Below are 23,394 nucleotides of genomic sequence, written 5' to 3' on the forward strand. Positions count from 1 at the left end.
CGGGATGTGTATGTGTCAGGTACTGTGGGAGCGCTCCCACAGGTGATGAGTTGAAGAGTCGCCGGTCCGCGCGGGGGTGTCAAGGGAGTCGGCGCGCAGAGATGCGTTCAGTTATCGGGCTGTTAACTGGAGTAAGAGGTTCCGTTAGAAACCGGAACCGGACCGGAATCGGAAGCGGAGCCGGGGCGGTGCCGGGTCCGGAGCGGGCCGGTGCCGCTTCGGACCCGCCGGGGTCCGGGCGGAAGGCCGGTCGGGTCCGGTCCGGTGCGGTGGTGGGCCGGTCCAAGTGGAGGGCCGGTCCGGGGTTCCCGTCCGGTCGGCGGCCGTGCCGTGCGAGGCCCCGCGCCCGCAGGGCACGGCCGTCGTCCCGGGCGGGACTGTTAGATTCCAGGCCAACGTGGGGTACGGGGTACTACGGGAGGGCGGAGCGCATGGCAGGCCACGGAGCTCGGAGCCGGAGCGGCGGGCGGCCGACCCTCGAAGAGGTCGCCGCGCGCGCCGGTGTCGGCCGCGGCACGGTCTCCCGGGTGATCAACGGCTCGCCCCGGGTCAGTGACGCGACCCGTGCCGCCGTGGAGGCGGCCGTCGCGGAGCTCGGATACGTCCCGAACACCGCGGCCCGCGCCCTCGCCGCCAACCGTACGGACGCCATCGCGCTGGTCGTTCCCGAGCCGGAGACTCGGTTCTTCGCCGAGCCGTACTTCTCGGACATGCTGCGCGGTGTCGGGGCCGAGCTGGCGGACACCGAGATGCAGCTGCTGCTGATCTTCGCGGGCAGCGACCGGGAGCGGCGCCGGCTCGCCGAGTACCTGGCGGCGCACCGGGTGGACGGTGTCCTGCTGGTGTCCGTGCACGCCGACGACCCACTGCCCGACCTGCTCGCCCAGCTGGAGATCCCGGCGGTGATCAGCGGCCCGCGCTCGGCGGCGGAGACGCTCACCTCGGTCGACTCCGACAACTACGGCGGCGCCCGCTCGGCCGTGGAGCATCTGCTGTCCCGGGGGCGCGGCCGCGTCGCGCACATCACCGGCCGGCTCGACGTGTACGGCGCCCAGCGGCGTGTCGACGGCTACCGCGACGCCCTGCGCGACGCGGGCCACGCGCCGGACGAGGGCCTGATCGAAGCGGGCGACTTCACCGAGGAGGGCGGCAGCAGGGCGATGGCGAAGCTCCTCGCCCGCCGCCCGGACGTGGACGCGGTCTTCGCCGCCTCCGACGTGACGGCGGCCGGTGCCCGCCAGGCGCTGCGTGAGGCGGGCCGCCGCATCCCGGAGGACGTGGCCCTCGTCGGCTACGACGACTCGGCCATCGCCCGCCACATGGAACCGCCGCTGACCAGTGTCCGCCAGCCCATCCAGGAGATGGGCCGCACCATGATCGACCTGCTGCTCAACGAGATCGCCGACCGCCGCCCCTCGGCCTCCCGGGGCCTGGAGCGACGTCAGGTGGTGCTGGCGACGGAGCTGGTGGCCCGGGCGTCCTCGTGACACGGGCGGGCCCCGCCCGCACGGTCAGCCGCGCGGCGGGCCGACGGCGCCGGGGTCCGGCGTCAGGGACAGCCGCCAGCGGATCTCGCCGTCCTGCTCCTCGTCGGTGGGGGAGAGCCCGGCCGCCGCGGCGACGGCGGCGGAGGCCAGGTGGTCCGGGTGGATGTGGGCGACGACCGTACGGACGGACCGTGCGCGCAGGGCGGCCACGAGGGTCTGCGCGGCCTCGGAGGCGTAGCCGCGCCCCTGCCAGGGTGTGCCGACGACCCAGGCGATCTCGGCGAGGCTCGCGCCGGTCACGGTGGCCTGGACGGTGCCGACCAGGCACGGGTCCCGGCGCCGCAGCAGCACCCAGTTGCACCAGGTGACGGACGGGTCGGGGGAACCGGCGACCAGGCGTGCGTAGCGGGAGCGCAGGGCCTGGGCGGTGGCGGGCGAGCCGCCGATGAAGGTGTGCAGGGCCGGATCGGACAGCACGCCGGCCATGTCCTCGGCGTGTTCGACGCGCAGCGGGACGAGGTCGAGCCGGACGCTGCGCAGGGCTTGTGTGCGCAGGAGTTCGGCGCGCAGGGGACCGGCGCCCAGGGGGTCGGTGTGCACGGTGAGGTGAGCCTTCCGGAAACGCGTCAGCGGGTGACCTCCCTGAGGAGGTCACCCGCTGAACCATCAGGGTGAGTGACGGGACTCGAACCCGCGGCCACCTGGACCACAACCAGGTGCTCTACCAACTGAGCTACACCCACCATGGGCCGGTGGTTGACTTTTCGGTTTCCCCTACCGGCCGAGAAAAAGTGTACAGGGTCTGGAGGGGTGCTCGCGCACACCTTTTGCGGCGGCCCTTCCGGAGCCTCTTCTACGCCTGCTGAGCTGGCAGGACGTGCTTGGCCGCGATGGCCTTCGCGGTGTCCGAGTCGGGGCCGGGCTGGGGGACGAAGACGGCCTCGCGGTAGTACCGGAGTTCCGCGATGGACTCGCGGATGTCGGCGAGGGCGCGGTGGTTGCCGTTCTTCTCGGGGCTGTTGAAGTAGGCCCGCGGGAACCAGCGCCGGGCCAGCTCCTTCACCGAGCTGACGTCGACGATCCGGTAGTGGAGGTGGCTCTCCAGGGCGGGCATGTCGCGGAGCAGGAAGCCGCGGTCGGTGCCGACCGAGTTGCCGCACAGCGGGGCCTTGCCGGGTTCCTTGACGTGCTCGCGTACGTACGCCAGGACCTGTGCCTCGGCGTCCGCCAGCGTCGTGCCGCCGGCCAGCTCGTCGAGCAGACCCGACGCGGTGTGCATCTGGCGCACCACCTCCGGCATCGTCTCCAGGGCGGAGTCCGGCGGACGGATGACGATGTCCACACCGTCGCCGAGCACGTTGAGCTCGGAGTCGGTGACGAGGGCGGCCACCTCGATGAGAGCGTCGTCGGACAGCGAGAGGCCGGTCATCTCGCAGTCGATCCACACCATGCGATCGTTCATGTGTCTAACCTTACGGCGCGCCGCCGTGGGCCGAACCGGTCGTGCGGCGAGCTTGTGGCACGGACCCCGCGGTGGCAGGGGCGGCGCGGGCGGCGGCCGCGTGGGCGGGGACGCCGAAGGGGCGGCGCAGGGACGGCGAAGGGGCGGCCGGGCCCGGAAGATCCGGCCCCGACCGCCCCTTTCATGCCGTACGTCACATCGTCACGTACGCCGCAAGGACGTCGTCCCCTGCGCCGTCACGTACGTCGCTTCCGTACGCCGTCACGTCGCGCTGCGCTGGCCGGGCAGGCTCGCCCGGCCGGACAGGTACGCCTCCCGGCCACCGTCCCCGGCGCCGGACGCCGAGGCGGCCAGCGCCGCCGCCGGTGTACGGCGGGTCTGCGGCGGGACCGGCCCGCCCTCCGGGTGCAGCGCGAGCGACGGCCCCGCCGGGACCGGGGCCGACGGGCCCTCGCTCTCCAGCTGCCGTTCGCCCTGCGGACGCCGGGCCCGGTAGGCGGCCCGGTAGGCGGCAGGCGACGAGCCCAGCTGACGCCGGAAGTGCCCGCGCAGCGCCACCGGCGAGCGGAAGCCGCAGCGGCCCGCGACCTCGTCCACCGAGTAGTCCGACGTCTCCAGCAGGCGCTGTGCCTGGAGCACGCGCTGGGTGATCAGCCACTGAAGCGGAGCGCTTCCGGTGAGTGAACGGAACCGGCGGTCGAAGGTGCGCCGGCTCATGTACGCGCGCGCCGCGAGGGTCTCCACGTCGAACTGCTCGTGGAGGTGCTCCAGCGCCCAGGCGACGACCTCGGCCAGCGGGTCGGCGCCGATCTCCTCCGGTAAAGACCGATCGAGATAGCGCTCCTGACCGCCACTGCGGCGCGGCGGGACCACCAGCCGGCGGGCCAGCGCACCGGCCGCCTCGTTGCCGTGGTCCGTCCGCACGATGTGCAGACAGAGATCGATCCCGGCCGCGGTGCCCGCCGACGTCAGCACGTCGCCGTCGTCGACGAAGAGTTCACGCGGATCCACGTGTACCGACGGATAGCGCTTGGCCAGCGTCGGCGCGTACATCCAGTGCGTGGTGGCCGGTCGTCCGTCCAGCAGGCCCGCGGCCGCCAGGACGAAGGCGCCGGTGCACAGCCCGACGATGCGGGCGCCCTCCTCGTGCGCCCGGCGCAGTGCGTCGAGCGCCTCCTCCGGCGGCGGCGAGGTGATCGAACGCCAGGCCGGCACGACGACCGTGCCCGCCCGGGAGATCGCCTCCAGGCCGTGTGGTGCGGTGAGTTCCAGGCCCCCTGTGGTCCGCAGTGGGCCGTCCTCGCCTCCGCACACCAACAATCGGTAGCGTGGCACGCCGGCGTCCTGGCGGTCGATCCCGAACACCGACAACGGTATGGAACTCTCGAAGATGGGGCCGCCGCTGAACAGCAGCACCGCAACGATCTCCTTGCGGCGTCGCCCGGAAAGCTTCCGGGCCGCGGCTTCCGGCGCGGCAGCGGAGTCGTGGCTCATACTGCTAAGCCCCCCTCGGTGGTCGCGGCTCCTCGGTTGTGTCGCTCCTGCACGTTTCCCCTCGGTCCTGCACGAGTCCCCCGCCGTAACAGTCAAGATCGAATCTACTGTGTCGCGTGCTGCCGTCGTGACCAGTTCACCACTGGGCACATTGTCGACATGGCAACTTGGCGTGAAGCATTCGATCACGAAGCGTTGCACTCGTGGGGCGTGCAGGGAAGTGCGCCTCGTGGCAGTGGCCAATCCCCGTAGGGTGCGCGGGGTCCCCGAGGCCCTATCGGTGCAGGTCGAACGGGGGGTGGGGGGTACTCGGGGCAAGGAATGCACGGGGGCGAGAAGTTGGCTGAAAACAAACGCTCGCGTGCATAAAAACCGGTCAGCCGACCGGTGTACTTCCGCCCGGACGGCGTCCGCCTCCGTGCGCCCCCGTTCCGACCCCGTGACGCCGTCCGCGGGCCGAGCCGGACGGGGCGCCCGCCTCGGCCCGCAGCAGGGCCGCGCCCCGTTCGGACCTGCGCAGCAGGACCCGGCAGGCGGCCGTGACGGCCGCGAGACCGAACGCCGTGCCGGCGGCACCGGCGAGCGAGGAGCCGTACCAGAGCAGCACCACCGGGACCAGCACACAGCTGAAGGCGGCCCAGCGGACCACGTCGGTCGCCGTGTCCGGGGCCGGCGGGGCGGCGCGCCCCGCATCGGGGCCGGTGCGGGGTGAGGGCATGGCGTGCTCCCTGTGGCGGTCGGTCACGCGGGTTCAACGCCCGCCCGCTCGCTCGGTCACCAGCGCCGGTCAGGGGAATCCTGTTGAATCCTGTGCGAACCGCCTGTACGGGGCAGCAACCGTTGCGTCCCGGGCGTCCCCTCGTGCATGCTCCGGGGAACCTGCACGGAGCGTGCACGGGATCTGGGCGAAGGAGGAGTGCCGCCGTACCCTTGGGGTATGGGGTTGGGAAGATGATTCCCGGACACACCTCTTGTCCCACACCGTCGTCCCCACCCACGAGGATCTGAACGCCGAGACAGTCATGGCCGGTCACGAATTCTTCGAACCCGCGGACCGCAAGCGGCCCGTCGCCGACCCCACGGCGGCCGAGCCCCTCGCGGCGGAAGAGCAACGCCACGCGTGCGACCCCGCTTTCAAGCACGGTGTGGTCGTCGGCTTCGACGGCTCCACGTCCAGCGAGCGGGCCCTCGCGTACGCCATCGGCATGGCCCACCGCTCCCGGTCGGGCCTGATCATCGTCCATGTCGCCAACCGGCTGCCCACCACGGTGTGGGCCGGCTGCGAACCGCCGGTCTTCGTGGACGTGCCGGACCACCGCACCGAGGTGCTCGGTCTTGAACTCGCCTGCGCGGAGTACCTCGCGGAGGTGCCCTGGATCCTGGTCGAGCGCGGCGGCGACATCTGCCACGAACTCGAAGAGGTGGGGCGGGAGTACGAGGCCGACGCGATCGTCGTCGGCTCCACGCACGGCATCGTGGGCCGGATCTTCGGCTCGGTCGCCGGGCGGCTCGCCAAGCGGGCCAAGCGGCCCGTCATCGTCATTCCGTAACTCCCCGCGTCCGCGGGCGAGATGCCCGGCGGGCCGGCTCAACTCACTTGATGCGCGGCGCGAATCTACTCGTGCGTAGCAAGTGTTTGTGCCCTTGTGAAGGGCATATATCGCTCACCGCGCAACGCACATGCATGAAGGGAGCCCGCCGTGGACAACGACGTCTCTGCGGGAAGAACCACCACCACGACCTTCGGCCGACTCGCCCTGGGAATCACCCTGTTGGCGTTCGGGCTCGGATACACGGACCTGATCGACGGCGTGACGGCGGCGGACGCCGTGACCCTTGCCCACTACGTCGGCGGTGTCGCCCTGTTCCTCGCCGGGCTGCTCGCCCTGCGCGACCGCGACACCGCGAACGGCACCGCCTACACCGTCCTCGGCGCACTGTGGTTCACCTGGGCCGTCTCGGCGGGCACCCAGGCCTCCGCCAACGCCGCGGGACTCTTCCTGCTGCTGTTCGCCTCGGTGGCGCTCAGCCTCACCCTGGCGGGCGGCGACCAGCTCGGCCAGGGCACCTACGGGCTGTTCTTCGTCTCGCTCCTGCTGCTGGCCATCGCCGCCTTCTCGGACAGCGGCAGCCTGACCAAGGCCGGCGGCTGGTTCGCCGTGGCCGCCGGAGCGGTGGCCTGGTACTCGGCGACCGCGGCCCTGGCCCACTGGCCCACGGCACTTCCCGGACGCGCCGCCGGCCGGGGGGTGACGGCCACCGGCTGAGATTGGCGCGGGCCGGGGTACCGGGCGGCCCCGGCCCCTGAAGGAACGACCCCCTGTGCCGGTGGCTCACAGGGGGTCGTTCACGTCACTGCGCGAGCGGAGTCCTACTCCACCGTCACCGACTTGGCGAGGTTGCGCGGCTTGTCGATGTCCCGGCCCAGGGCCTTGGCCGTGTGGTACGCCAGCAGCTGGAGCGGGATGCCCATCAGGATCGGGTCCAGCTCGTCCTCGTTCTTCGGCACGACGATCGTCTGGTCGGCCTTCTCCTGCTCCCGGTGCGCGACCGCGAGGATCCGGCCGCTGCGGGCCTTGATCTCCTCCAGGGCCGCGCGGTTCTTCTCCAGCAGGTCGTCGTCCGGGACGATCGCGACCGTCGGCAGAGCGGGCTCGATCAGCGCCAGCGGACCGTGCTTGAGCTCGGAGGCCGGGTAGGCCTCCGCGTGGATGTAGGAGACCTCCTTGAGCTTCAGCGAGGCCTCACGGGCCACCGGGTAGCCCCGGACGCGGCCGATGAAGAGCATCGAGCGGGCCTCGGCGTACTCCTCGGCCAGCTTCTGGATCTCCGCCTCCTGCTCCAGGATCTCGGTGATCTGCCCGGGCAGCTTGCGCAGACCCTCGATGATCCGCTTGCCGTCGCGCACCGACAGGTCGCGGGTGCGGCCCAGGTGCAGCGCGAGCAGCGCGAAGGCGACCGTGGTGTTGGTGAAGCACTTGGTGGAGACCACGCAGACCTCGGGGCCCGCGTGCACGTACACGCCGCCGTCCGCCTCGCGGGCGATCGCCGAGCCCACCACGTTGACCACGCCCAGCACCCGCGCGCCCTTGCGCTTGAGCTCCTGGACGGCCGCCAGCACGTCGTACGTCTCACCGGACTGCGAGACGGCGATGTACAGCGTGTCGGGGTCGACGACGGCGTTGCGGTAGCGGAACTCCGAGGCCGGCTCGGCGTCCGCGGGGATACGGGCCAGCTCCTCGATCATCTGGGCGCCGATCATGCCCGCGTGGTACGAGGTGCCGCAGCCGAGGATCTTCACGCGGCGGATCTGGCGCGCCTCGCGGGCGTCCAGGTTCAGGCCGCCGAGGTGGACGGTGGAGAACCGGTCGTCGATGCGGCCGCGCAGCACGCGGTCCACGGCGTCGGCCTGCTCGAAGATCTCCTTGTGCATGTACGTGTCGTGGCCGCCCATGTCGTACGACGCGGCCTCCCACTCGACGGTGGTCGGCTCGGACGTCGTGCGGGTGCCCTCGGTGGTGTACGTCCGGAAGTCGTCGGCCTTGAGGGTGGCCATCTCGCCGTCGTCCAGCGTGACTATCTGCCGGGTGTGGGCGACCAGGGCGGCGATGTCCGAGGCGACGAACATCTCCTTCTCGCCGATGCCGAGGACGACCGGGGAGCCGTTGCGGGCCACCACGATGCGGTCGTTGAAGTCGGCGTGCATCACGGCGATGCCGTAGGTGCCCTCGACCACCCGCAGCGCCTCGCGGACCTTGTCCTCCAGCTTCTCGTGCTGGGAGCGCGCGATGAGGTGGGTGAGCACCTCGGTGTCGGTCTCGGAGAGGAACTCGACCCCGTCGGCCTCGAGCTTCTTGCGCAGGTCGGAGGCGTTGTCGATGATGCCGTTGTGGACGACCGCGACCTTGTTGTCGGCCGACATGTGCGGGTGCGCGTTGACGTCGGAGGGGGCGCCGTGGGTGGCCCAGCGGGTGTGGGCGATGCCCGTGGTGCCCTTGAAGCGCGCCGGGACCTTGGCCTCCAGGTCGCGGACCCGGCCCTTGGCCTTGACCAGCTTCAGACCCGGCGTCTTCGGCGAGGTGACGACGATGCCCGCGGAGTCGTAGCCGCGGTACTCCAGGCGCTGGAGGCCCTCCAGCAGGAGGGGAGCGACGTCACGCCGACCGATGTATCCGACAATTCCGCACATATATAGGTATTCCTCAGCCGTAGACCATGCGGCGCAGCTGTCGGAGCGAGAGCTCCGGCGGCGACACCGCCCGGTATTTCAGGTCCGCCTCGATCCGTTCGAAGATCGTCGCGTTCACCAGGCCCTGGGCCTGGAGCTCGCGATGGCGGCGACGGACGTAGTCCTCGGTCGTCTCGTCGAAGTAGGCGAGCACGTCCTGGATCACCCGCAGGGCCTCACCCCGGTTGAGGGGGGTGGACCGCGTCAGGTGATCAACGAGTTCGTCGTGCACCCGGTAGATCCTGGGGTACCGGCGGTAGATCCGCAACAATCCTGCCCGATTTCGGGCAGGGCTGTGTTGAATCTCTTATGAGGCGCTGTTCGTCAGCTGTCCATCCTGAGTCTTGCGGTCCGTAGCCTTGGGAGACGAGTTTCAGACGCCATGGACATTCCTCGCATGGGCGTACCCGAGCAGCTGGCCGATCGCATGAGCATGGCCGAACAGCACGAATACCTGCGCGCAAGATTCTCCAGGCGCACGATGATGAGAGGCGGCGCGGTCACCGTGGGCGCCGTCGTCGGTGGCGCGTTCGTGCCGGGGGCCACCGCCCAGGCCGCCGTGCCCACCCAGTCCACCGCGCCCGCGGCCGAGACGGTCGACGGCGCCCTCGTGGCTCCCTTCGGCCGTCACCTGGCCTACGGCAACGACCCGAGCACCGAGATGACGGTCTCGTGGCAGGTCCCGGTCGCGGTGAAGAAGCCGTTCATCCGGATCGGTGCCCACCCCTGGGACCTTTCCCGCAAGATCGAGGCCGAGGTCCGCACCCTCTACACCCCGGCCGGTGTCGGCGCGAGCGGCGACCACAACCAGTACTACCTGCACGCCAAGCTGACCCACCTGCGCCCGGGCCGCACGTACTACTACGGCGTCGGCCACCAGGGCTTCGACCCGGCCGCGGCGCACCTGGCCGGCACCCTGGGCACCTTCACCACCGCGCCCGACTGCAAGCAGCCGTTCACCTTCACCGCCTTCGGCGACCAGGGCGTCAGCTACCACGCGCTGGCCAACGACAGCCTGATCCTCGGCCAGAACCCGGCCTTCCACCTGCACGCCGGCGACATCGCCTACGGTGACCCGGCCGGCCAGGGCAAGACCTCCGACACCGGGTTCGACTCGCGCACCTGGGACCAGTTCCTGTACCAGACCGAGTCGGTCGCCAAGCAGATCCCGTGGATGGTCTCGTACGGCAACCACGACATGGAGGCCTGGTACTCGCCCAACGGCTACGGCGGCGAGGAAGCCCGCTGGACCCTCCCGGACAACGGCCCGGACGCCAAGAACCTCCCGGGCGTCTACTCCTTCGTCTACGGCAACACCGCGATCATCTCGCTGGACCCCAACGACGTCTCCTTCGAGATCCCGGCCAACCTCGGCATCTCCGGCGGCACCCAGACCAAGTGGTTCGAGGCGCAGCTGAAGAAGTTCCGCGCCTCGAAGAACATCGACTTCGTCATCGTGTTCTTCCACCACTGCGCGTACTGCACCTCCACCGCGCACGCCTCGGAGGGGGGCGTGCGCCAGGAGTGGGTGCCGCTGTTCGACAGGTACCAGGTCGACCTGGTCATCAACGGCCACAACCACCAGTACGAGCGCACCGACGTCATCAAGGGCGACCAGGTCGTCAAGAAGCTGCCGATCGGCGAGACGGCCTACTCGGACAGCGAGGGCACCGTGTACGTCACGGCGGGCGCCGCGGGCCGCAGCCTGTACGCCTTCACCGCCCCCGACTCCTACGAGGGCCACCAGAACGAGGTCGACTCCGTGGCCTCCTTCATCAACACCAAGGACGGCAAGGTCAACGAGACCGTCACCTGGTCGCGGGTGCGCTACCTGAACTACTCGTTCCTGCGCGTGGACGTCACCCCCGCGTCGAGGGGCCGCTACACCACCCTGAAGGTCCAGGGCATCGCCGAGACCGGCGAGCGCATCGACCACTTCACGGTGGCCCGCAGGGCGAAGTAGGCCAAGCCGGGCGGGCGGTCCTCACATCCGTCCGAGGATCGCCTGCTTGGCCGCCGTGAACTCCTCGTCCGTCAGCACCCCCGTGCGGTGCAGCTCGCCGAGCTCGCGCAGCCGCCGCAGCAGCGCGTCGTGCCCGTCCTCGGCGGGGGCGGGCGCGAGCTGCCGGGGCGCCAGGGGCCCGGAGGGCCGTACGTCCCCGGCAGGGGGCGCGGTCGGATGCGGCAGCCGGGCCTGCACGGCGGCCGCGACCAGTGCCATCAGCGGGTCCCGCTTGAAGCCCCACAGCTCCACGGAGTTCGGGTCGTACTTCGGCGGGGCCTTGGTGGCCGCGCCCCGCACGGCGAAGCGCAGCGAACCGTTCTCCAGGCCGACGGCCGGGTGCCACTCGACGCCCGTGATGTCGCCGACGGCGAGGGTGCGGGTGCCGGCCGCGGCCTTGGCGTCCTCCGTCTTCCAGTTCCACTCCAGGCGCACATGGTCCCCGTCGAAGCTCGCCGTGCCGTCCCCGGCGGACACCGACAGCGGCACGGACGGGCCGGGCAGCAGGAACCGGTCCACCGGGCCGGAGCCGACCTGGTCCAGCAACAGCGCGTTGCGCACCTCGTCGGTGAAGTACTCGGCGACGCCATGGCGTTCGGGATCCACCGGCAACTGGTAGGGGTCATGCGGTTCGCCGAGCCGCCCGCCGGTGGCGTGCAACAGGGGGTCGGCGCCCTCGCGCAGCCGCAGCCTGAGCCGCCCCGCCTTGCGGCCCTGCTCGAAGGACACCCCGGCCAACGCCTCCAGCGGTACGACGAGTTCACCCAGCGTCCGGCGCAGCACGCCGACGCTCTTGTCCCGTCCGGGGGTCAGCCGCACGGCGTCCCCGTCGAAGACCCAGGTGCCGTCCTTCTGGATGATCTCCGCCATACGGCAATTGTTTCATCACGGCAGTTCGCCGACCCCGGCGATTCTCCGCCGCAGAGCGACGGGCACCCCGCGGGACCGTACCGCGGGGTGCCCGTCCGTCGGGGGGCCGTTACCGGCCCGCGAGGGGGTTCGCCAGGGTGCCGGCCAGCTGGAGGGCGCCGGACGGGTCCGCCAGGTCCACCATCTGCCGGTTGTCGCGCAGCTGGAGGCGGTTGAGGCAGGACAGGGCGAACTCGGGGGCGAACAGGTCGTACTGGCGGAACCTGTCGGCCAGTTCGGGGTTCGCCTCCTGGTACTCGTGGGTGACCTCGGCGACCGTGCCCCAGAACTCGTCCTCCGCCAGGACCCCCTCGGTGGCGAGGTTCGCGGCGAGGAAGCGGAAGAAGCAGTCGAAGACGTCCGTGAAGATCGACAGCAGTTTCATGTCCTCGGGCACCTCCACACGGATGCGCCGCACCTCGGGCGGCAGCACCGCGTCCGGGTCCATGACCGCGATCTCCTCGGCGATGTCCTTGTAGATCGCGCGCCGCACCACCCCGTCCGCCAGGACCAGGATGACGTTCTCGCCGTGCGGCATGTACACCAGGTCGTAGGCGTAGAAGCTGTGCAGCAGCGGGGTGTAGTACGCCCGCAGATAGCGGCGCAGCCACTCGGCCGGCGCCAGCCCCGACCGCTCGATCAGCGCGGCCGCGATCGAGGTGCCCTCGTGGTCGACGTGGACGAGACTGGCCATGGTCGCGAGCGACTCGCCCTCCGCCAGCGACGGCACCGGGCTCTCGCGCCACAGTGCGGCGAGCATCTTGCGGTAGGGCGAGTAGCGGTCCGTGGCCGCCTCGTACTCCAGGTGCCGGTAGCCCACGGCGGCCCGCTCGCGGATGATCGACAGGCCGCTCGACCGCAGCACCGGGTCGTTGGCGACGAGCTGCGCGAGCCAGTCGTTGATCGCGGGGGTGGCCTCCATGTACGCGGCCGACAGGCCCCGCATGAACCCCATGTTGAGGACGGACAGCGCCGTCTTCACATAGTGCTTCTCGGGGTGGGAGGAGTTGAAGAAGGTCCGGATGGACTGCTGGGCGAGGTACTCGTCGTCGCCCTCGCCCAGGCAGACCAGGTGCCGGCGGGCGACCTCGGCGGCGAAGGTGACGGTGAGCTTGTTCCACCACTGCCAGGGGTGGACGGGGATGAAGAGGTAGTCGGCCGGGTCGAGTCCCAGGCCGGTCAGCCGGGCGTGGAAGCGGTCGACGGTCTCCTCGCCCAGCTCCTGCCGTACGAACGACTCGTACTCGATGCCCACGCCCGCCGTGAACGCGGCCCGTGAGCGGTGCGCGGCCAGCCACACCAGCCGTACCGGGCTCGCCGTCTCGGGCGCGTACGACAGGTACTCGTGGACGCCGAAGCCGAGCCGCCCGTTGTTGGCGACGAAGCAGGGGTGGCCCTCGGTCATGCCGGTCTCGATCGCCTGGAAGCCGGCGCCGGCCAGCTCGGCCGAGGGGATCTGCGGCTTGGTGAGCTTGTAGCAGGTGCCGGAGAGGGTGGAGGAGATCTCCTCCAGGTACACCGGCAGGATCTCGTCGCTCAGCCCCAGTGACTTCTTCAGCTCGATGAAGAAGTCCAGCGCGGCCAGGGGAAGTTCGACGCCGTCGCGGTGACGGGTGAGGGAGTCGGCGGCCACCTGCCAGTGGTCGAGGGCGCGGCGGACGGCGGTGAACCGGTAGACGGTCTGACCGTCGTCGCTGCGCACGGCGTACCCGTCGCCGTCCGGCTCGGGGCTGATCAGCCGCTCGTGCGCGAACTCGGCGAGCGCCTTGCGGACCAGCAGCCGGTTGGCCTGCTCCCAGCGCTCGGGGGAGAGGTGGGCCACGGAGTCGGCGAGGGTCATGCGGCCACCGCCTTCTCGAACTGCGCGCGGGTGCAGAAGCTCAGCAACGCCGTCTTCTCCGGCTTCTCGATCTCGCGGTCGGGCACGAAGCCGACCGCCTCGTTGAGGGCGTGCACGGCCTTGTTGCCGACGTCGGGCTCGACGACGACCCGGGCGGTCGCCGGGTCCGCGAAGAGGTGCGCCATCACGGCGGTGATCACCGCGCGGGTGAAGCCGTGCACGGGCGTGTCCGTCGGGGCGACGAGGAAGTGCATGCCGACATCACCGGGGAGCGGCTCGTACAGGCCGACCAGCTCGCGGTGGGCGGGGTCGTAGCGCTCCATCAGGAAGGCCGGTACGCCGTCGTGCAGGCCCAGCAGCGCGTGATGGTGCTCGTCCGTCGCCATCTCCATGTACGCCCGCTCGACGTCCTCCAGTTTCGCGTCCTGCATCATCCAGAAGGCCGCCTTGGGGTGGGTGACCCAGCCGTGCAGCAGCTCGGCGTCGTGCAGCGGGTCGAGCGGGCGGACGGTGAACGTCCCGATGCCGGTGCGGGGGGCGGTCATATGGCGAACTCCTGGAACGCGATCTTCTTCTCGACCGGGTAGTACTCGGTGCCGAGCAGCTCCCGGATGATGTAGGCGTTGCGGTACGGGCCCATGCCCAGGTCGGGCGAGGTGATGCTGTGCGTGTGGACGGCGCCGTTCTGGAGGAAGACGCCCCGGCCCGTCACGTCGATCGCGTAGTTGCGGGCCACGTCGAAGTTGCCGTGCCCGTCGTAGCGCAGCCGGTCGCGGACCGGGGCGAGGAACTCCGGCTCGGTGTACGCGTAGCCGGTGGCCAGGATCAGGCCCTGGCTGCTCAGCTCGTAGTCCTTGCCCTGCTCCTCCTGGCGCAGCGTCAGGGTGTACGTGCCGTCGTCGTACCGGGCGCCGGTCAGGGCCGAGTTGGTGAGCAGCCGGGTGGGGACCGGGCCGCCGAGGTTCTTCTGGTACAGCAGGTCGAAGATCTCGTCGATCAGGTCGCCGTCGATGCCCTTGAACAGGCCCTTCTGCTCGGCGGTGAGCCGGTAGCGGGTGTCCTCGGGCAGCTCGCGGAAGTAGTCGACGTACTCCGGGGAGGTCATCTCCAGCGTGAGCTTGGTGTACTCCAGCGGGAAGAAGCGCGGCGAGCGGGTGACCCAGTTCAGCCGGTAGCCGTGCACGTCGATCTCGGCGAGGAGGTCCTGGTAGATCTCGGCGGCGGACTGGCCGCTGCCGACCAGGGTGATCGACTCCTTGCGCTGCAGCTGCGCCTTGTGCTCCAGGTAGCGGGAGTTGTGGATGAAGTCGCCGCCCAGGTCCCGGCAGGCCGCGGGCAGGTGCGGCGAGGTGCCGGTGCCCAGGACCAGGTGGCGGGCGCGGTAGGTGTCGCCCGCGGTGGTCGTCACGACGTAGGTCTCGTCCGCGTCCTCGTACGTCACCGTCCGGACGGTCGTGCCGAAGCGGATGCTGCTCAGCTTGCCGGCGGCCCAGCGGCAGTAGTCGTCGTACTCGACCCGCAGCGGGTAGAAGTTCTCGCGGATGTAGAACGAGTAGAGTCGGCCGCGCTCCTTGAGGTAGTTCAGGAAGGAGTACGGGGAGGTCGGGTCGGCGAGGGTGACCAGGTCCGACATGAACGGCGTCTGGAGGTGGGCGCCGTCGAGGAACATCCCCGCGTGCCACTCGAAGTCGGGCTTGGTCTCCAGGAAGACGCCGTCGAGTTCGGCGATCGGTTCGGTGAGACAGGCCAGGCCGAGGTTGAAGGGGCCGAGCCCGATCCCCACGAAGTCGTAGGTCTTCTCTCGGGACTCAGGAAGCGCGGTCAACGGATTCTCCCAGGTACTGCTCGGCGTGGCCGGCGATCAGGTCGAGGACGGCGGCGATGTCGTCCGCGGTGGTCTCGGGGTTGAGCAGGGTGAACTTCAGGTAGTGGCGTCCGCTCACCTTGGTGCCCGCGACGACGGCGTCGCCGGAGGCGAACAGGGCCTTGCGGGCGTAGAGGTTGGCGCGGTCGATCTCGGCCGGGTCGGTGACGGCGGCCGGGATGTAGCGGAAGACCAGGGTGGACAGGGACGGCCGGACCACCACGTCGAAGCGCGGGTCGGCGGCCAGCAGCTGCCAGCCCTCGTCCGCGAGGTCGCAGACCTCGTCGAAGAGCGAGCCGATGCCGTCGGCGCCCATCACGCGCAGCGTCATCCACAGCTTGAGCGCGTCGAAGCGGCGGGTGGTCTGGAGGGACTTGTCCACCTGGTTGGGGATGCGCTCCTCCACCATGCGGCGCGGGTTGAGGTAGTCCGCGTGGTAGGTGGCGTGCCGCAGGGTGGCGGCGTCGCGGACCAGGACGGCGGAGGAACTCACCGGCTGGAAGAAGGACTTGTGGTAGTCGACGGTGACCGAGTCGGCGCGCTCGATCCCGTCGATGCGGTCCCGGTACTTCACCGAGGCGAGCAGACCGCAGCCGTAGGCGGCGTCGACGTGCATCCACACGCCGTACTGCCGGCACAGTTCGGCGATCTCGGGCAGCGGGTCGATGGAGCCGAAGTCGGTGGTGCCGCCGGTGGCGACGACGGCCATGGGGACGAGGCCGTCCCTGCGGCAGCGCTCCAGCTCGTGGGCGAGGGCGACGGTCTGCATCCGCCGGTCGTGGTCGACGGGGATGCTCACCACCGCGTCCGCGCTCAGGCCGAGCAGTTTCGCGGATTTCCTGACGCTGAAGTGGCTGGCCTCGGAGGCGAAGACGCGCAGCCGGTCGAGGCTGTCGGTCTTGGCCTCCTCGCGGGCCAGCAGCAGCGCCTGGAGGTTGGACTGGGTGCCGCCGGAGGTGAACACCCCGTCGGCGGACGGGCCGAGGCCGATCCGGGCGGCCGTCCAGTCGATGAGCCTGCGCTCGATCAGGGTGCCGCCGGCCGACTGGTCCCAGGTGTCCAGCGAGGAGTTGACGGCGGACAGGACCGCCTCGCCGAGCACGGCCGGGATGACGACCGGGCAGTTGAGATGGGCGAGGTAGCGGGGGTGGTGGAAGTAGACGGCGTCGCGCAGGTAGACCTCTTCGAGTTCGTCCAGGGCGGCCGTGGTGTCGTGCAGCGGCCGGTCGAGGTCGATCTGTTCGATGCGGGGGGCGAGGGTGTCTGCGGTGACGCCGGTGAACGGCCGTTCGGTGGTGGCGAGTTTGGCCGCCACCCGCTCGACTCCTTCGGTCACGGAGCGACGGTAGTCCTCCGCGGTGAGGTCATTGAGCAGGTGCGAGCGCATGTGGGGGTCCTCCGGATGGGGAGAGTCCGAGCGGGACGAGAAGGGGGAGAAGGCGGCAAGATTCCCGGCTTCAACTTAGGTAAGCCTAACCTAATTAACGAGGCCGAAACGCCGACTCCTCCGTGACCGCGATCACTTGACCCCGGCGGTCCCACCTGCCTTGCCGCCGAACCCTGTTGGTCGCAGCGGCCGCCCCCGGGCTCCGTTCTTCGCGGCGGCCGCCGCCGGGTTCTGTTGGTCGGGGTGGCCGCCGCCGGGTTCTGTTGGTCGGGGTGGCCGCCGCCGGGTTCTGTTGGTCGGGGTGGCCGCCGCCGGGTTCTGTTGGTCGGGGCGGCCGCCTCCGGGTTCTGTTGGTCGGGGCGGCCGCCTCCGGGTTCTGTTGGTCGGGGCGGCCGCCGCCGGGTTCTGTTGGTCGGGGAGGCCGCCTCCGGGCCCGCTCGGTCGGGCCCGGAGGCTCACTCCTGCTCGCGCAGCTGTTCCTCGGACAGGCCCTGGCGCCAGTAGCCCACGAAGGTGACCCGGCGCCGGTCGATGCCCCGCTCGCCGACGAAGTGCCGGCGCAACTGCTTCACGCAGCCCGACTCGCCCGCGATCCAGACGTACGGGTGCTGCGCGGCCGGCAGGTGCGCCGCGCGCAGGGTGTCGAGCGCCAGGGGGCCCTCCGTGGCGGCGTGTTCGTCCCGCAGGAGCCAGGTGATCTCGGCGTCGGCCGCCGTGGCCAGGTCCTGGACGGTGCCCGCGTGGTGCACCTCCAGCCACACCCGGGCGCGGGTGCCGGCCGGGAGGGACTCCAGGATCGACGAGACGGCGGGCAGAGCCGTCTCGTCGCCCCAGATGAGCACCAGGTCGGTGTCCTCGGGCGGGCGGAAGCGGATCGCGCGATTGTCGGCGAGTGCCGGGCCGAGCAGCCGGACGCGGTCGCCCGCGGACGCCCGCGACGCCCAGCGGGAGGCGGGGCCCGCGGGGACGGCCGCGCCCGGCTCCACGCCGTGCAGCACGAAGTCGATGTCGATCTCGGCGGTGTCGCCGAGCGCGTCCCGGCGCAGCGAGCGCAGGGTGTACGAACGCATCACCGCCCGTACGTCGTCGGGGAGTTCCCGCCACCCCTGCCACCAGCCGTCACCGAGCTCGATCGGGACCGCGGGCTCGCTCTGGCCGGGGTGCGGCAGGAACAGCGACAGGCTCTGGTCGCGCCCGTGCGAGCGGAAGTGGGCGAGGTCGGACCCGCCGAAGGTGATCCGGACCAGAGACGGGCCGAGCCGCCTCGTCCGTACGACTCGGAGGGAGAAGAAGCGGAACGGGGCGGCCACGGCCGTCGTCATGAGAGCTCCTGAGGCTCAGGAAGGGTGGGCGGTCAGCTGACCTTCTTCGCGTTCTCGAGCGCTTCGGCGAGGTTGTCGAGCAGCGGCACGCACTTGGCGTAGGACAGGATCGGCTCGGGCGAACGCGCGATGACCTGGTTCGCCTTGACCGCCGGGAGCTTCTTCCAGGTGGCCTCGGTGATGTCGGCCGGCTGGATGGTCTGGGAGCGGTCGTCCATCATGATGATGTCGGCCTGGTACTTGTCGACGTTCTCCCAGCTCAGGCTCTCGAACCAGCCGCCGCCCTGCTTCTTGGCGCTCTCCGGGGGCTCGACGAAGTTCACGCCGAGGGCCTTGAAGTACTCCAGGTCGATGGAGAGGTTGGTGCCGGAGACGTAGAACAGCTCCTGGCTGGCGGAGCCCGCCATGACCTTGATGTCGGGCTTGGCCTTGGCGGCCGCGCGCAGCCGGGCGGCCGCCGTCTCGAAACGCTTCTTGGCGTCGGTGACCGCGGCGGCCTTCATGTCCGCGCCGAGCGACTCGGCCAGCTCCCACATGCGCTGGAGCGGCTTGTCGAGCTGGCGGTCGTAGACGGAGACGCCGACGCTCGGGGCGAGCTTGGCGATCTTGTCCTTGGAGGCCTCGGGGACGTACCAGAGGGTGCCGGCGTTGTCGAACATCGTGGAGATCAGCACGTCCGGCGCCAGGGCCGCGTACTTCTCGACGTTGAACTCGTCCCAGACGTTGCCCAGGACGGTGACCTTGCTGATGTCCATGTCGCCGGCCTGGACGTCGGCCTTGCCGTCGGTGGTCTTCGTGGGGCCGAAGACGCCCTTGACCGAGATGCCGTAGTCGTACAGGGCGGCCGCGACGCCGGTGAAGGCGACGATGTTCGCGGGGATCTTGTCGAGCTTCACCGTGGTGCCACGGTCGTCCTTGAACGTCCAGGGGCCGGACTTGGCGGCAGCGGCCGTCTCCTTGGCCGAACCGCCGTCTTTCGCGTCGTCGTCCCCGCACGCGGCGAGCACGGCACCGAGGCCGAGGGCTCCGCCCGCGGCGAGGATGCCGCGACGGGAGAGGTGGGTGGCTCTGGCGTTGGGCATGGCTACGCTGCTTTCGAACAGGGCGGATCACCCGCCGGACAATTCGAAGGTAGGTTAGCCTAACCTCAGCTGATGTCCCAGGGGGTGGGGGCGACCACTTCACCCTGTGCGTGGACTGTGAGGTCGATGGATCGGCCGACTCCGCCTGTTCCGGGGCGAGTTGACCCGACCCTGCGCCTGCGGCGGAGTGCCCGCCCGGATGCGGACGGGCGGGCCGTCGACGACGACCCGCCCGTGTCCACCGGCCGCGGCCCAGGGCCGCGCAGGGTGGTTCAGCCCGCCAGCCCCAACTCCCGGGCGATCAGCATGCGCTGCACCTCGCTCGTGCCCTCGCCGATCTCCAGGATCTTGGAGTCGCGCCACATGCGGGCCACCGGATACTCGTTCATGAAGCCGTAGCCGCCGTGGATCTGGGTGGCGTCACGGGCGTTGTCCACCGCGATGGTGGAGGAGTACAGCTTGGCGATGGCCGCCTCCTTCTTGAAGGGCTCGCCCGAGACGAGACGGGACGCGGCGTCGCGCCAGCCCACGCGGGCCATGTGCGCCTTCATCTCCATATCGGCGATCTTGAACTGGATGGCCTGGTTCGAGCCGATCGGGCGGCCGAAGGCGTGCCGCTCCTTCGCGTACTTCACCGACTCGTCCACACAGCCCTGCGCCAGCCCGGTGGCCAGCGCCGCGATGGCGATCCGGCCCTCGTCCAGGATGCGCAGGAACTGCGCGTACCCGCGGCCCTGTTCGCCCAGCAGGTTCGCGGCCGGGACCCGTACGTCCGCGAAGGACAGCTCACGGGTGTCCGAGGCGTTCCAGCCGACCTTCGAGTACGGCGCCGCGACCGTGAAGCCGGGGGTGCCCGAGGGGACGATGATCGAGGAGATCGTCGGCCTGCCGTCCGGCTTGCGGCCGGTGACCGCGGTGACCGTCACCAGGCCGGTGATGTCCGTGCCCGAGTTGGTGATGAAGCACTTGCTGCCGTTGATGACCCATTCGTCCGTCTCGGGGTCCAGGCGGGCCGTCGTACGGGTCGCGCCCGCGTCCGAGCCGCCGTCCGGCTCGGTCAGACCGAAGGCGCCCAGGATCTCGCCGGCGCACAGCCGCGGCAGCCACTCGCGCTTCTGCTCCTCGGTGCCGAAGAGGTGGATCGGCATGGCCCCCAGGGAGACGCCCGCCTCCAGGGTGATCGCCACGGACGAGTCCACCCGGGCCAGCTCCTCCAGCGCGATGCCCAGGGCCAGGTAGTCGCCGCCCATGCCGCCGTACTCCTCCGGGAACGGCAGCCCGAACAGGCCCATCCGGCCCATCTCGCGGACGATCTCGTAGGGGAACTCGTGCCGCTCGTAGAAGTCACCGATCTTCGGCGCCACGACGTCGTGGGCGAACTCCTCCACCGTGCGGCGGAGTTCTTCCAGTTCGGGGGAGAGCTTGTGGTCCATCGTGTTCACTGCTCCTGGTGGGAGAGGGCTCGTACGGTGCGGGACGGGCTGGGTCGGCCCAGTCGGTCGGCCATCCACACGCTCGTGGCGACGAGACGGCCGAGGTCGACTCCGGTGTCGATGCCGAGGCCGTGCAGCATCCACACGAGATCCTCGGTGGCGAGGTTGCCGGTCGCGGACTTGGCGTAGGGGCAGCCGCCGAGACCGCCGGCGGAGGCGTCGACGGTGGTGACGCCCTGCCGCAGCGCGGCCAGGGTGTTGGCGAGGGCCTGGCCGTAGGTGTCGTGGAAGTGCACGCCCAGCACCTCCGCGGGGATGCCCTGCGCGTCCAGCGAGACGAGCAGTTCGCGCACATGGCCCGGGGTCGCGACCCCGATCGTGTCGCCGAGGCTCAGCTCGTCGCAGCCCATGTCCCTCAGTGCCTTGCAGACCCGGACGACCTGGTCGACGGGGACCGCGCCCTCCCACGGGTCGCCGAAGCACATGGAGAGGTAGCCGCGCACGTGGCCGCCCTCGGCCCTGGCCCGCGCGACGACCGGCTCGAACATCGCCAGCGCCTCGTCCACCGTCCGGTTGAGGTTGGCCTTGGCGAAGGACTCGGTGGCGCTGGCGAAGACGGCGACGCGGCGCGCGCCCAGCGCCAGGGCGCGCTCCAGCCCGCGCTCGTTGGGCACGAGCACCGGCAGCTCCACCGGCAGGTCGGCGACCAGCGGGAACAGCTGCTCGGCGTCGGCGAGCTGGGGCACCCACTTCGGGTGCACGAAGCTGGTCGCCTCGATGGTGCCCAGACCCGCACCGGCCAGCCGGCGCACGAACTCCGCCTTCACCTCGGTCGGTACGGTCGCCTTCTCGTTCTGCAGGCCGTCGCGCGCGCCGACCTCGTGGATGCGCACCCGCGCCGGCAGCTCCGGGTCCGGCACGGCCATCGGCAGTCCCGGGGCGGTCATGACGTCGTCTCCTCGTGCGGGGCGACGACGGCGAGCACCTGGTCCATGGCGACCGTGCTGCCCGGCCTGACGTCCAGCTCGGCGACCGTGCCGGCGTGCGGGGCGCAGATGACGTGCTCCATCTTCATCGCCTCGACGACCAGCAGGCTCTGACCGGCCGTCACCTCGTCGCCGACGGCCACCTTCACCACGGTGACCGTGCCGGGCATGGGCGCGGTGAGCGAGTCGGCGCCGCCGTGCGCGGCGCGGTCCAGGGACGCGGCGACCGGGTCGTGGTCGCGCACGTGCCAGGCGTCGCCGTCCCGGCCGAGCCAGTCGGCGGCGCGCCGGAAGGTGTGGCGGACGCCGTCCAGGGTCACCGACACCCGGTCCTCGGTGACGGTGTGGGTGCCGCGCGGGACGTACTCCACCGGGTCCTGCACCCGCAGATGGAAACCGACCGGCCTGGGCCGGCCGCCCAGCCGCCAGCCGCTCGGCACCGAGAAGGGATCGGTCCAGCCCTCGCCGTCGGGACGCAGCGCGTCCAGGCGGACGGCCGCGGCGGCCTCGTAGACCTCGTCGGGCACCTCGGTGGGGACCAGGTCCGCCGCCACCCGCTCGACCAGGCCGGTGTCCAGCTCGCCCGCGACGACCGCCGGATGGGCCAGCAGCCGGCGCAGGAACCCCGCGTTGGTCGGCACGCCCAGCGTGACCGTGTCCGCGAGGGCCGCGCGCAGCCGGCGCAGCGCCGTCGCACGGTCGGGGCCGTAGGCGATGACCTTGGACAGCATCGGGTCGTAGAGGCTGCCGACCTCGGTGCCCTCGCTGAGCCCGGAGTCGGTGCGCACCCCGTCGCCCTGGGGTTCGGCCAGCCGCAGCACGGTGCCGCCGGAGGGGAGGAACCCGCGCGCGGGGTCCTCGGCGCAGATGCGGGCCTCGACGGCGTGACCGGTCAGCCGGATGCCGTGCTGGGTGAACGGCAGCGGCTCGCCCGCGGCCACCCGCAGCTGCCACTCCACCAGGTCGATGCCGGTGATCAGCTCGGTGACCGGGTGCTCCACCTGGAGGCGGGTGTTCATCTCCATGAAGTAGTACGAGGACGGGTCGCCGCCGGGGACGATGAACTCCACCGTGCCCGCGCCCCGGTAGCCGCAGGAGCGGGCGGCCTGGACGGCGGCCTCGCCCATCGCGGCGCGGGTCGCCTCGTCCAGGAGCACGCTCGGAGCCTCCTCGACGATCTTCTGGTGCCGGCGCTGGAGCGAGCACTCGCGCTCGCCCAGGTGCACCACGTTGCCGTGGGCGTCGGCCAGGACCTGGATCTCGATGTGCCGGGGCCGGTCGATCCAGCGCTCGACCAGGAGCGTGTCGTCGCCGAAGGAGGTGCGGGCCTCGCGGCGGGCGGCGGCGATCTCGTCGGCCAGCGCCGAGGTCTCGCGCACCAGCCGCATGCCCTTGCCGCCGCCGCCCGCCGACGGCTTGAGCAGCACCGGCATGCCGATCTCCCGGGCGGCCTCGGCCAGCTCGGCGTCGGTGAGCCCGCTGCCGCTGGATCCGGGCACGACCGGGACGCCTGCGGCCCGCACCGTCTCCTTGGCGCGGATCTTGTCGCCCATCAGGGAGATCGCGTCCGCCGGCGGGCCGATGAAGGCCAGACCCGCCTCGGCGCAGGCGCGGGCGAACCCGGCGTTCTCCGCGAGGAACCCGTACCCGGGGTGGACCGCCTGGGCTCCGCTGCGGGCGGCGGCCTCCAGCAGCCGCTCCACCGACAGATAGCTCTCGGCCGCGGACGGCGGGCCGATCCGTACGGCCGTGTCGGCCTCCCGGACGTGCCGGGCGTCCGCGTCGGCGTCGGAGAAGACGGCCACCGAGCGCACCCCGAGCGCGCGCAGCGTCCGGATGACGCGTACGGCGATCTCGCCCCGGTTGGCCACAAGGACTGTGTCGAACATGGTCTGCGG

Annotated in this window: 20 protein-coding genes and 1 tRNA gene; 4 read left to right on the top strand and 17 right to left on the bottom strand. The window is 71.1% G+C overall.

Features of this window, described 5'->3' with window-relative positions; all coding sequences use genetic code 11:
• Positions 1–431: 431 nt before the first annotated feature.
• Entirely contained in the window at positions 432–1,487 is a 1,056-nt protein-coding gene (locus ACZ7OY_RS01155; protein WP_471909446.1) for a LacI family DNA-binding transcriptional regulator, read from the top strand.
• A 24-nt stretch (positions 1,488–1,511) separates the two neighbouring features.
• Here ACZ7OY_RS01155 and ACZ7OY_RS01160 read toward each other — a convergent pair whose 3' ends face one another.
• From ACZ7OY_RS01160 to ACZ7OY_RS01180, 5 genes are all read right to left on the bottom strand, one after another.
• Entirely contained in the window at positions 1,512–2,057 is a 546-nt protein-coding gene (locus ACZ7OY_RS01160; RefSeq protein WP_471910343.1) for a GNAT family N-acetyltransferase, read from the bottom strand.
• A gap of 100 nt (positions 2,058–2,157) precedes the next feature.
• Positions 2,158–2,230: transfer RNA gene (locus tag ACZ7OY_RS01165), tRNA-His, on the bottom strand.
• A gap of 110 nt (positions 2,231–2,340) precedes the next feature.
• Complete coding sequence (gene orn / locus ACZ7OY_RS01170) at positions 2,341–2,949, bottom strand: oligoribonuclease (protein WP_471909447.1); 609 nt, start codon at positions 2,947–2,949, stop codon at positions 2,341–2,343.
• A 261-nt stretch (positions 2,950–3,210) separates the two neighbouring features.
• Positions 3,211–4,443: a helix-turn-helix domain-containing protein gene (locus tag ACZ7OY_RS01175; protein WP_471909448.1), complete on the bottom strand. Its 1,233-nt coding sequence runs from the start codon at positions 4,441–4,443 to the stop codon at positions 3,211–3,213.
• A gap of 376 nt (positions 4,444–4,819) precedes the next feature.
• Positions 4,820–5,161 carry a hypothetical protein gene (locus tag ACZ7OY_RS01180; protein ID WP_471909449.1) on the bottom strand — a complete coding sequence of 114 codons (342 nt, stop codon included), beginning with the start codon at positions 5,159–5,161 and terminating at the stop codon, positions 4,820–4,822.
• A 304-nt stretch (positions 5,162–5,465) separates the two neighbouring features.
• Here ACZ7OY_RS01180 and ACZ7OY_RS01185 point away from each other — a divergent pair, with 304 nt between their 5' ends.
• On the top strand, positions 5,466–5,993 hold the full coding sequence (locus ACZ7OY_RS01185; protein WP_152894508.1) for a universal stress protein: 528 nt from the start codon (positions 5,466–5,468) through the stop codon (positions 5,991–5,993).
• Between the two features lie 150 nt (positions 5,994–6,143).
• Positions 6,144–6,710: a GPR1/FUN34/YaaH family transporter gene (locus tag ACZ7OY_RS01190; protein ID WP_471909450.1), complete on the top strand. Its 567-nt coding sequence runs from the start codon at positions 6,144–6,146 to the stop codon at positions 6,708–6,710.
• A 104-nt stretch (positions 6,711–6,814) separates the two neighbouring features.
• Here the strand turns inward: ACZ7OY_RS01190 and glmS are convergent, their stop codons facing one another.
• Positions 6,815–8,632, bottom strand: a complete 1,818-nt coding sequence (gene glmS, locus ACZ7OY_RS01195; RefSeq protein WP_471909451.1) for a glutamine--fructose-6-phosphate transaminase (isomerizing) — start codon at positions 8,630–8,632, stop codon at positions 6,815–6,817.
• Between the two features lie 13 nt (positions 8,633–8,645).
• Entirely contained in the window at positions 8,646–8,903 is a 258-nt protein-coding gene (locus ACZ7OY_RS01200) for a hypothetical protein (protein WP_351614915.1), read from the bottom strand.
• A 165-nt stretch (positions 8,904–9,068) separates the two neighbouring features.
• Between ACZ7OY_RS01200 and ACZ7OY_RS01205 the strand changes: the two genes are divergently transcribed.
• Positions 9,069–10,634, top strand: coding sequence for a purple acid phosphatase family protein (locus ACZ7OY_RS01205; protein ID WP_471909452.1), 1,566 nt, complete (start codon positions 9,069–9,071; stop codon positions 10,632–10,634).
• 21 nt (positions 10,635–10,655) lie between these two features.
• On the opposite strand, the gene ACZ7OY_RS01210 is transcribed toward ACZ7OY_RS01205, so the two are convergent.
• From ACZ7OY_RS01210 to ACZ7OY_RS01255, 10 genes are all read right to left on the bottom strand, one after another.
• A complete protein-coding gene (locus ACZ7OY_RS01210; RefSeq protein ID WP_471909453.1) occupies positions 10,656–11,543 on the bottom strand; it encodes a DUF4429 domain-containing protein in 888 nt (295 codons plus the stop codon).
• A 109-nt stretch (positions 11,544–11,652) separates the two neighbouring features.
• Positions 11,653–13,422, bottom strand: coding sequence for an IucA/IucC family protein (locus ACZ7OY_RS01215; RefSeq protein WP_471909454.1), 1,770 nt, complete (start codon positions 13,420–13,422; stop codon positions 11,653–11,655).
• A complete protein-coding gene (locus tag ACZ7OY_RS01220; protein WP_471909455.1) occupies positions 13,419–13,967 on the bottom strand; it encodes a GNAT family N-acetyltransferase in 549 nt (182 codons plus the stop codon). The genes ACZ7OY_RS01215 and ACZ7OY_RS01220 overlap by 4 nt, the downstream gene beginning before the upstream one ends.
• A complete protein-coding gene (locus ACZ7OY_RS01225) occupies positions 13,964–15,247 on the bottom strand; it encodes a lysine N(6)-hydroxylase/L-ornithine N(5)-oxygenase family protein (RefSeq protein WP_471909456.1) in 1,284 nt (427 codons plus the stop codon). Before ACZ7OY_RS01225 ends, ACZ7OY_RS01220 begins: the two co-directional genes overlap by 4 nt.
• A complete protein-coding gene (desA, locus tag ACZ7OY_RS01230; RefSeq protein ID WP_471909457.1) occupies positions 15,231–16,673 on the bottom strand; it encodes a lysine decarboxylase DesA in 1,443 nt (480 codons plus the stop codon). Before desA ends, ACZ7OY_RS01225 begins: the two co-directional genes overlap by 17 nt.
• Positions 16,674–17,128: 455 nt before the next feature.
• Positions 17,129–17,995, bottom strand: a complete 867-nt coding sequence (locus ACZ7OY_RS01235) for a siderophore-interacting protein (RefSeq protein ID WP_471909458.1) — start codon at positions 17,993–17,995, stop codon at positions 17,129–17,131.
• 32 nt (positions 17,996–18,027) lie between these two features.
• Positions 18,028–19,077 (bottom strand): ABC transporter substrate-binding protein, encoded by a 1,050-nt coding sequence (locus tag ACZ7OY_RS01240; RefSeq protein ID WP_471909459.1) that lies wholly within the window; start codon positions 19,075–19,077, stop codon positions 18,028–18,030.
• A 272-nt stretch (positions 19,078–19,349) separates the two neighbouring features.
• Complete coding sequence (locus ACZ7OY_RS01245; RefSeq protein WP_471909460.1) at positions 19,350–20,510, bottom strand: acyl-CoA dehydrogenase family protein; 1,161 nt, start codon at positions 20,508–20,510, stop codon at positions 19,350–19,352.
• 5 nt (positions 20,511–20,515) lie between these two features.
• The gene (locus ACZ7OY_RS01250; RefSeq protein WP_471909461.1) at positions 20,516–21,457 is read right to left on the bottom strand and encodes a hydroxymethylglutaryl-CoA lyase; all 942 of its coding nucleotides are present in this window, start codon (positions 21,455–21,457) and stop codon (positions 20,516–20,518) included.
• Positions 21,454–23,385 (bottom strand): acetyl/propionyl/methylcrotonyl-CoA carboxylase subunit alpha, encoded by a 1,932-nt coding sequence (locus ACZ7OY_RS01255; RefSeq protein ID WP_471909462.1) that lies wholly within the window; start codon positions 23,383–23,385, stop codon positions 21,454–21,456. Before ACZ7OY_RS01255 ends, ACZ7OY_RS01250 begins: the two co-directional genes overlap by 4 nt.
• Between the last annotated feature and the right edge of the window lie 9 nt (positions 23,386–23,394).

Source organism: Streptomyces sp. NPDC107559, from assembly GCF_055657365.1.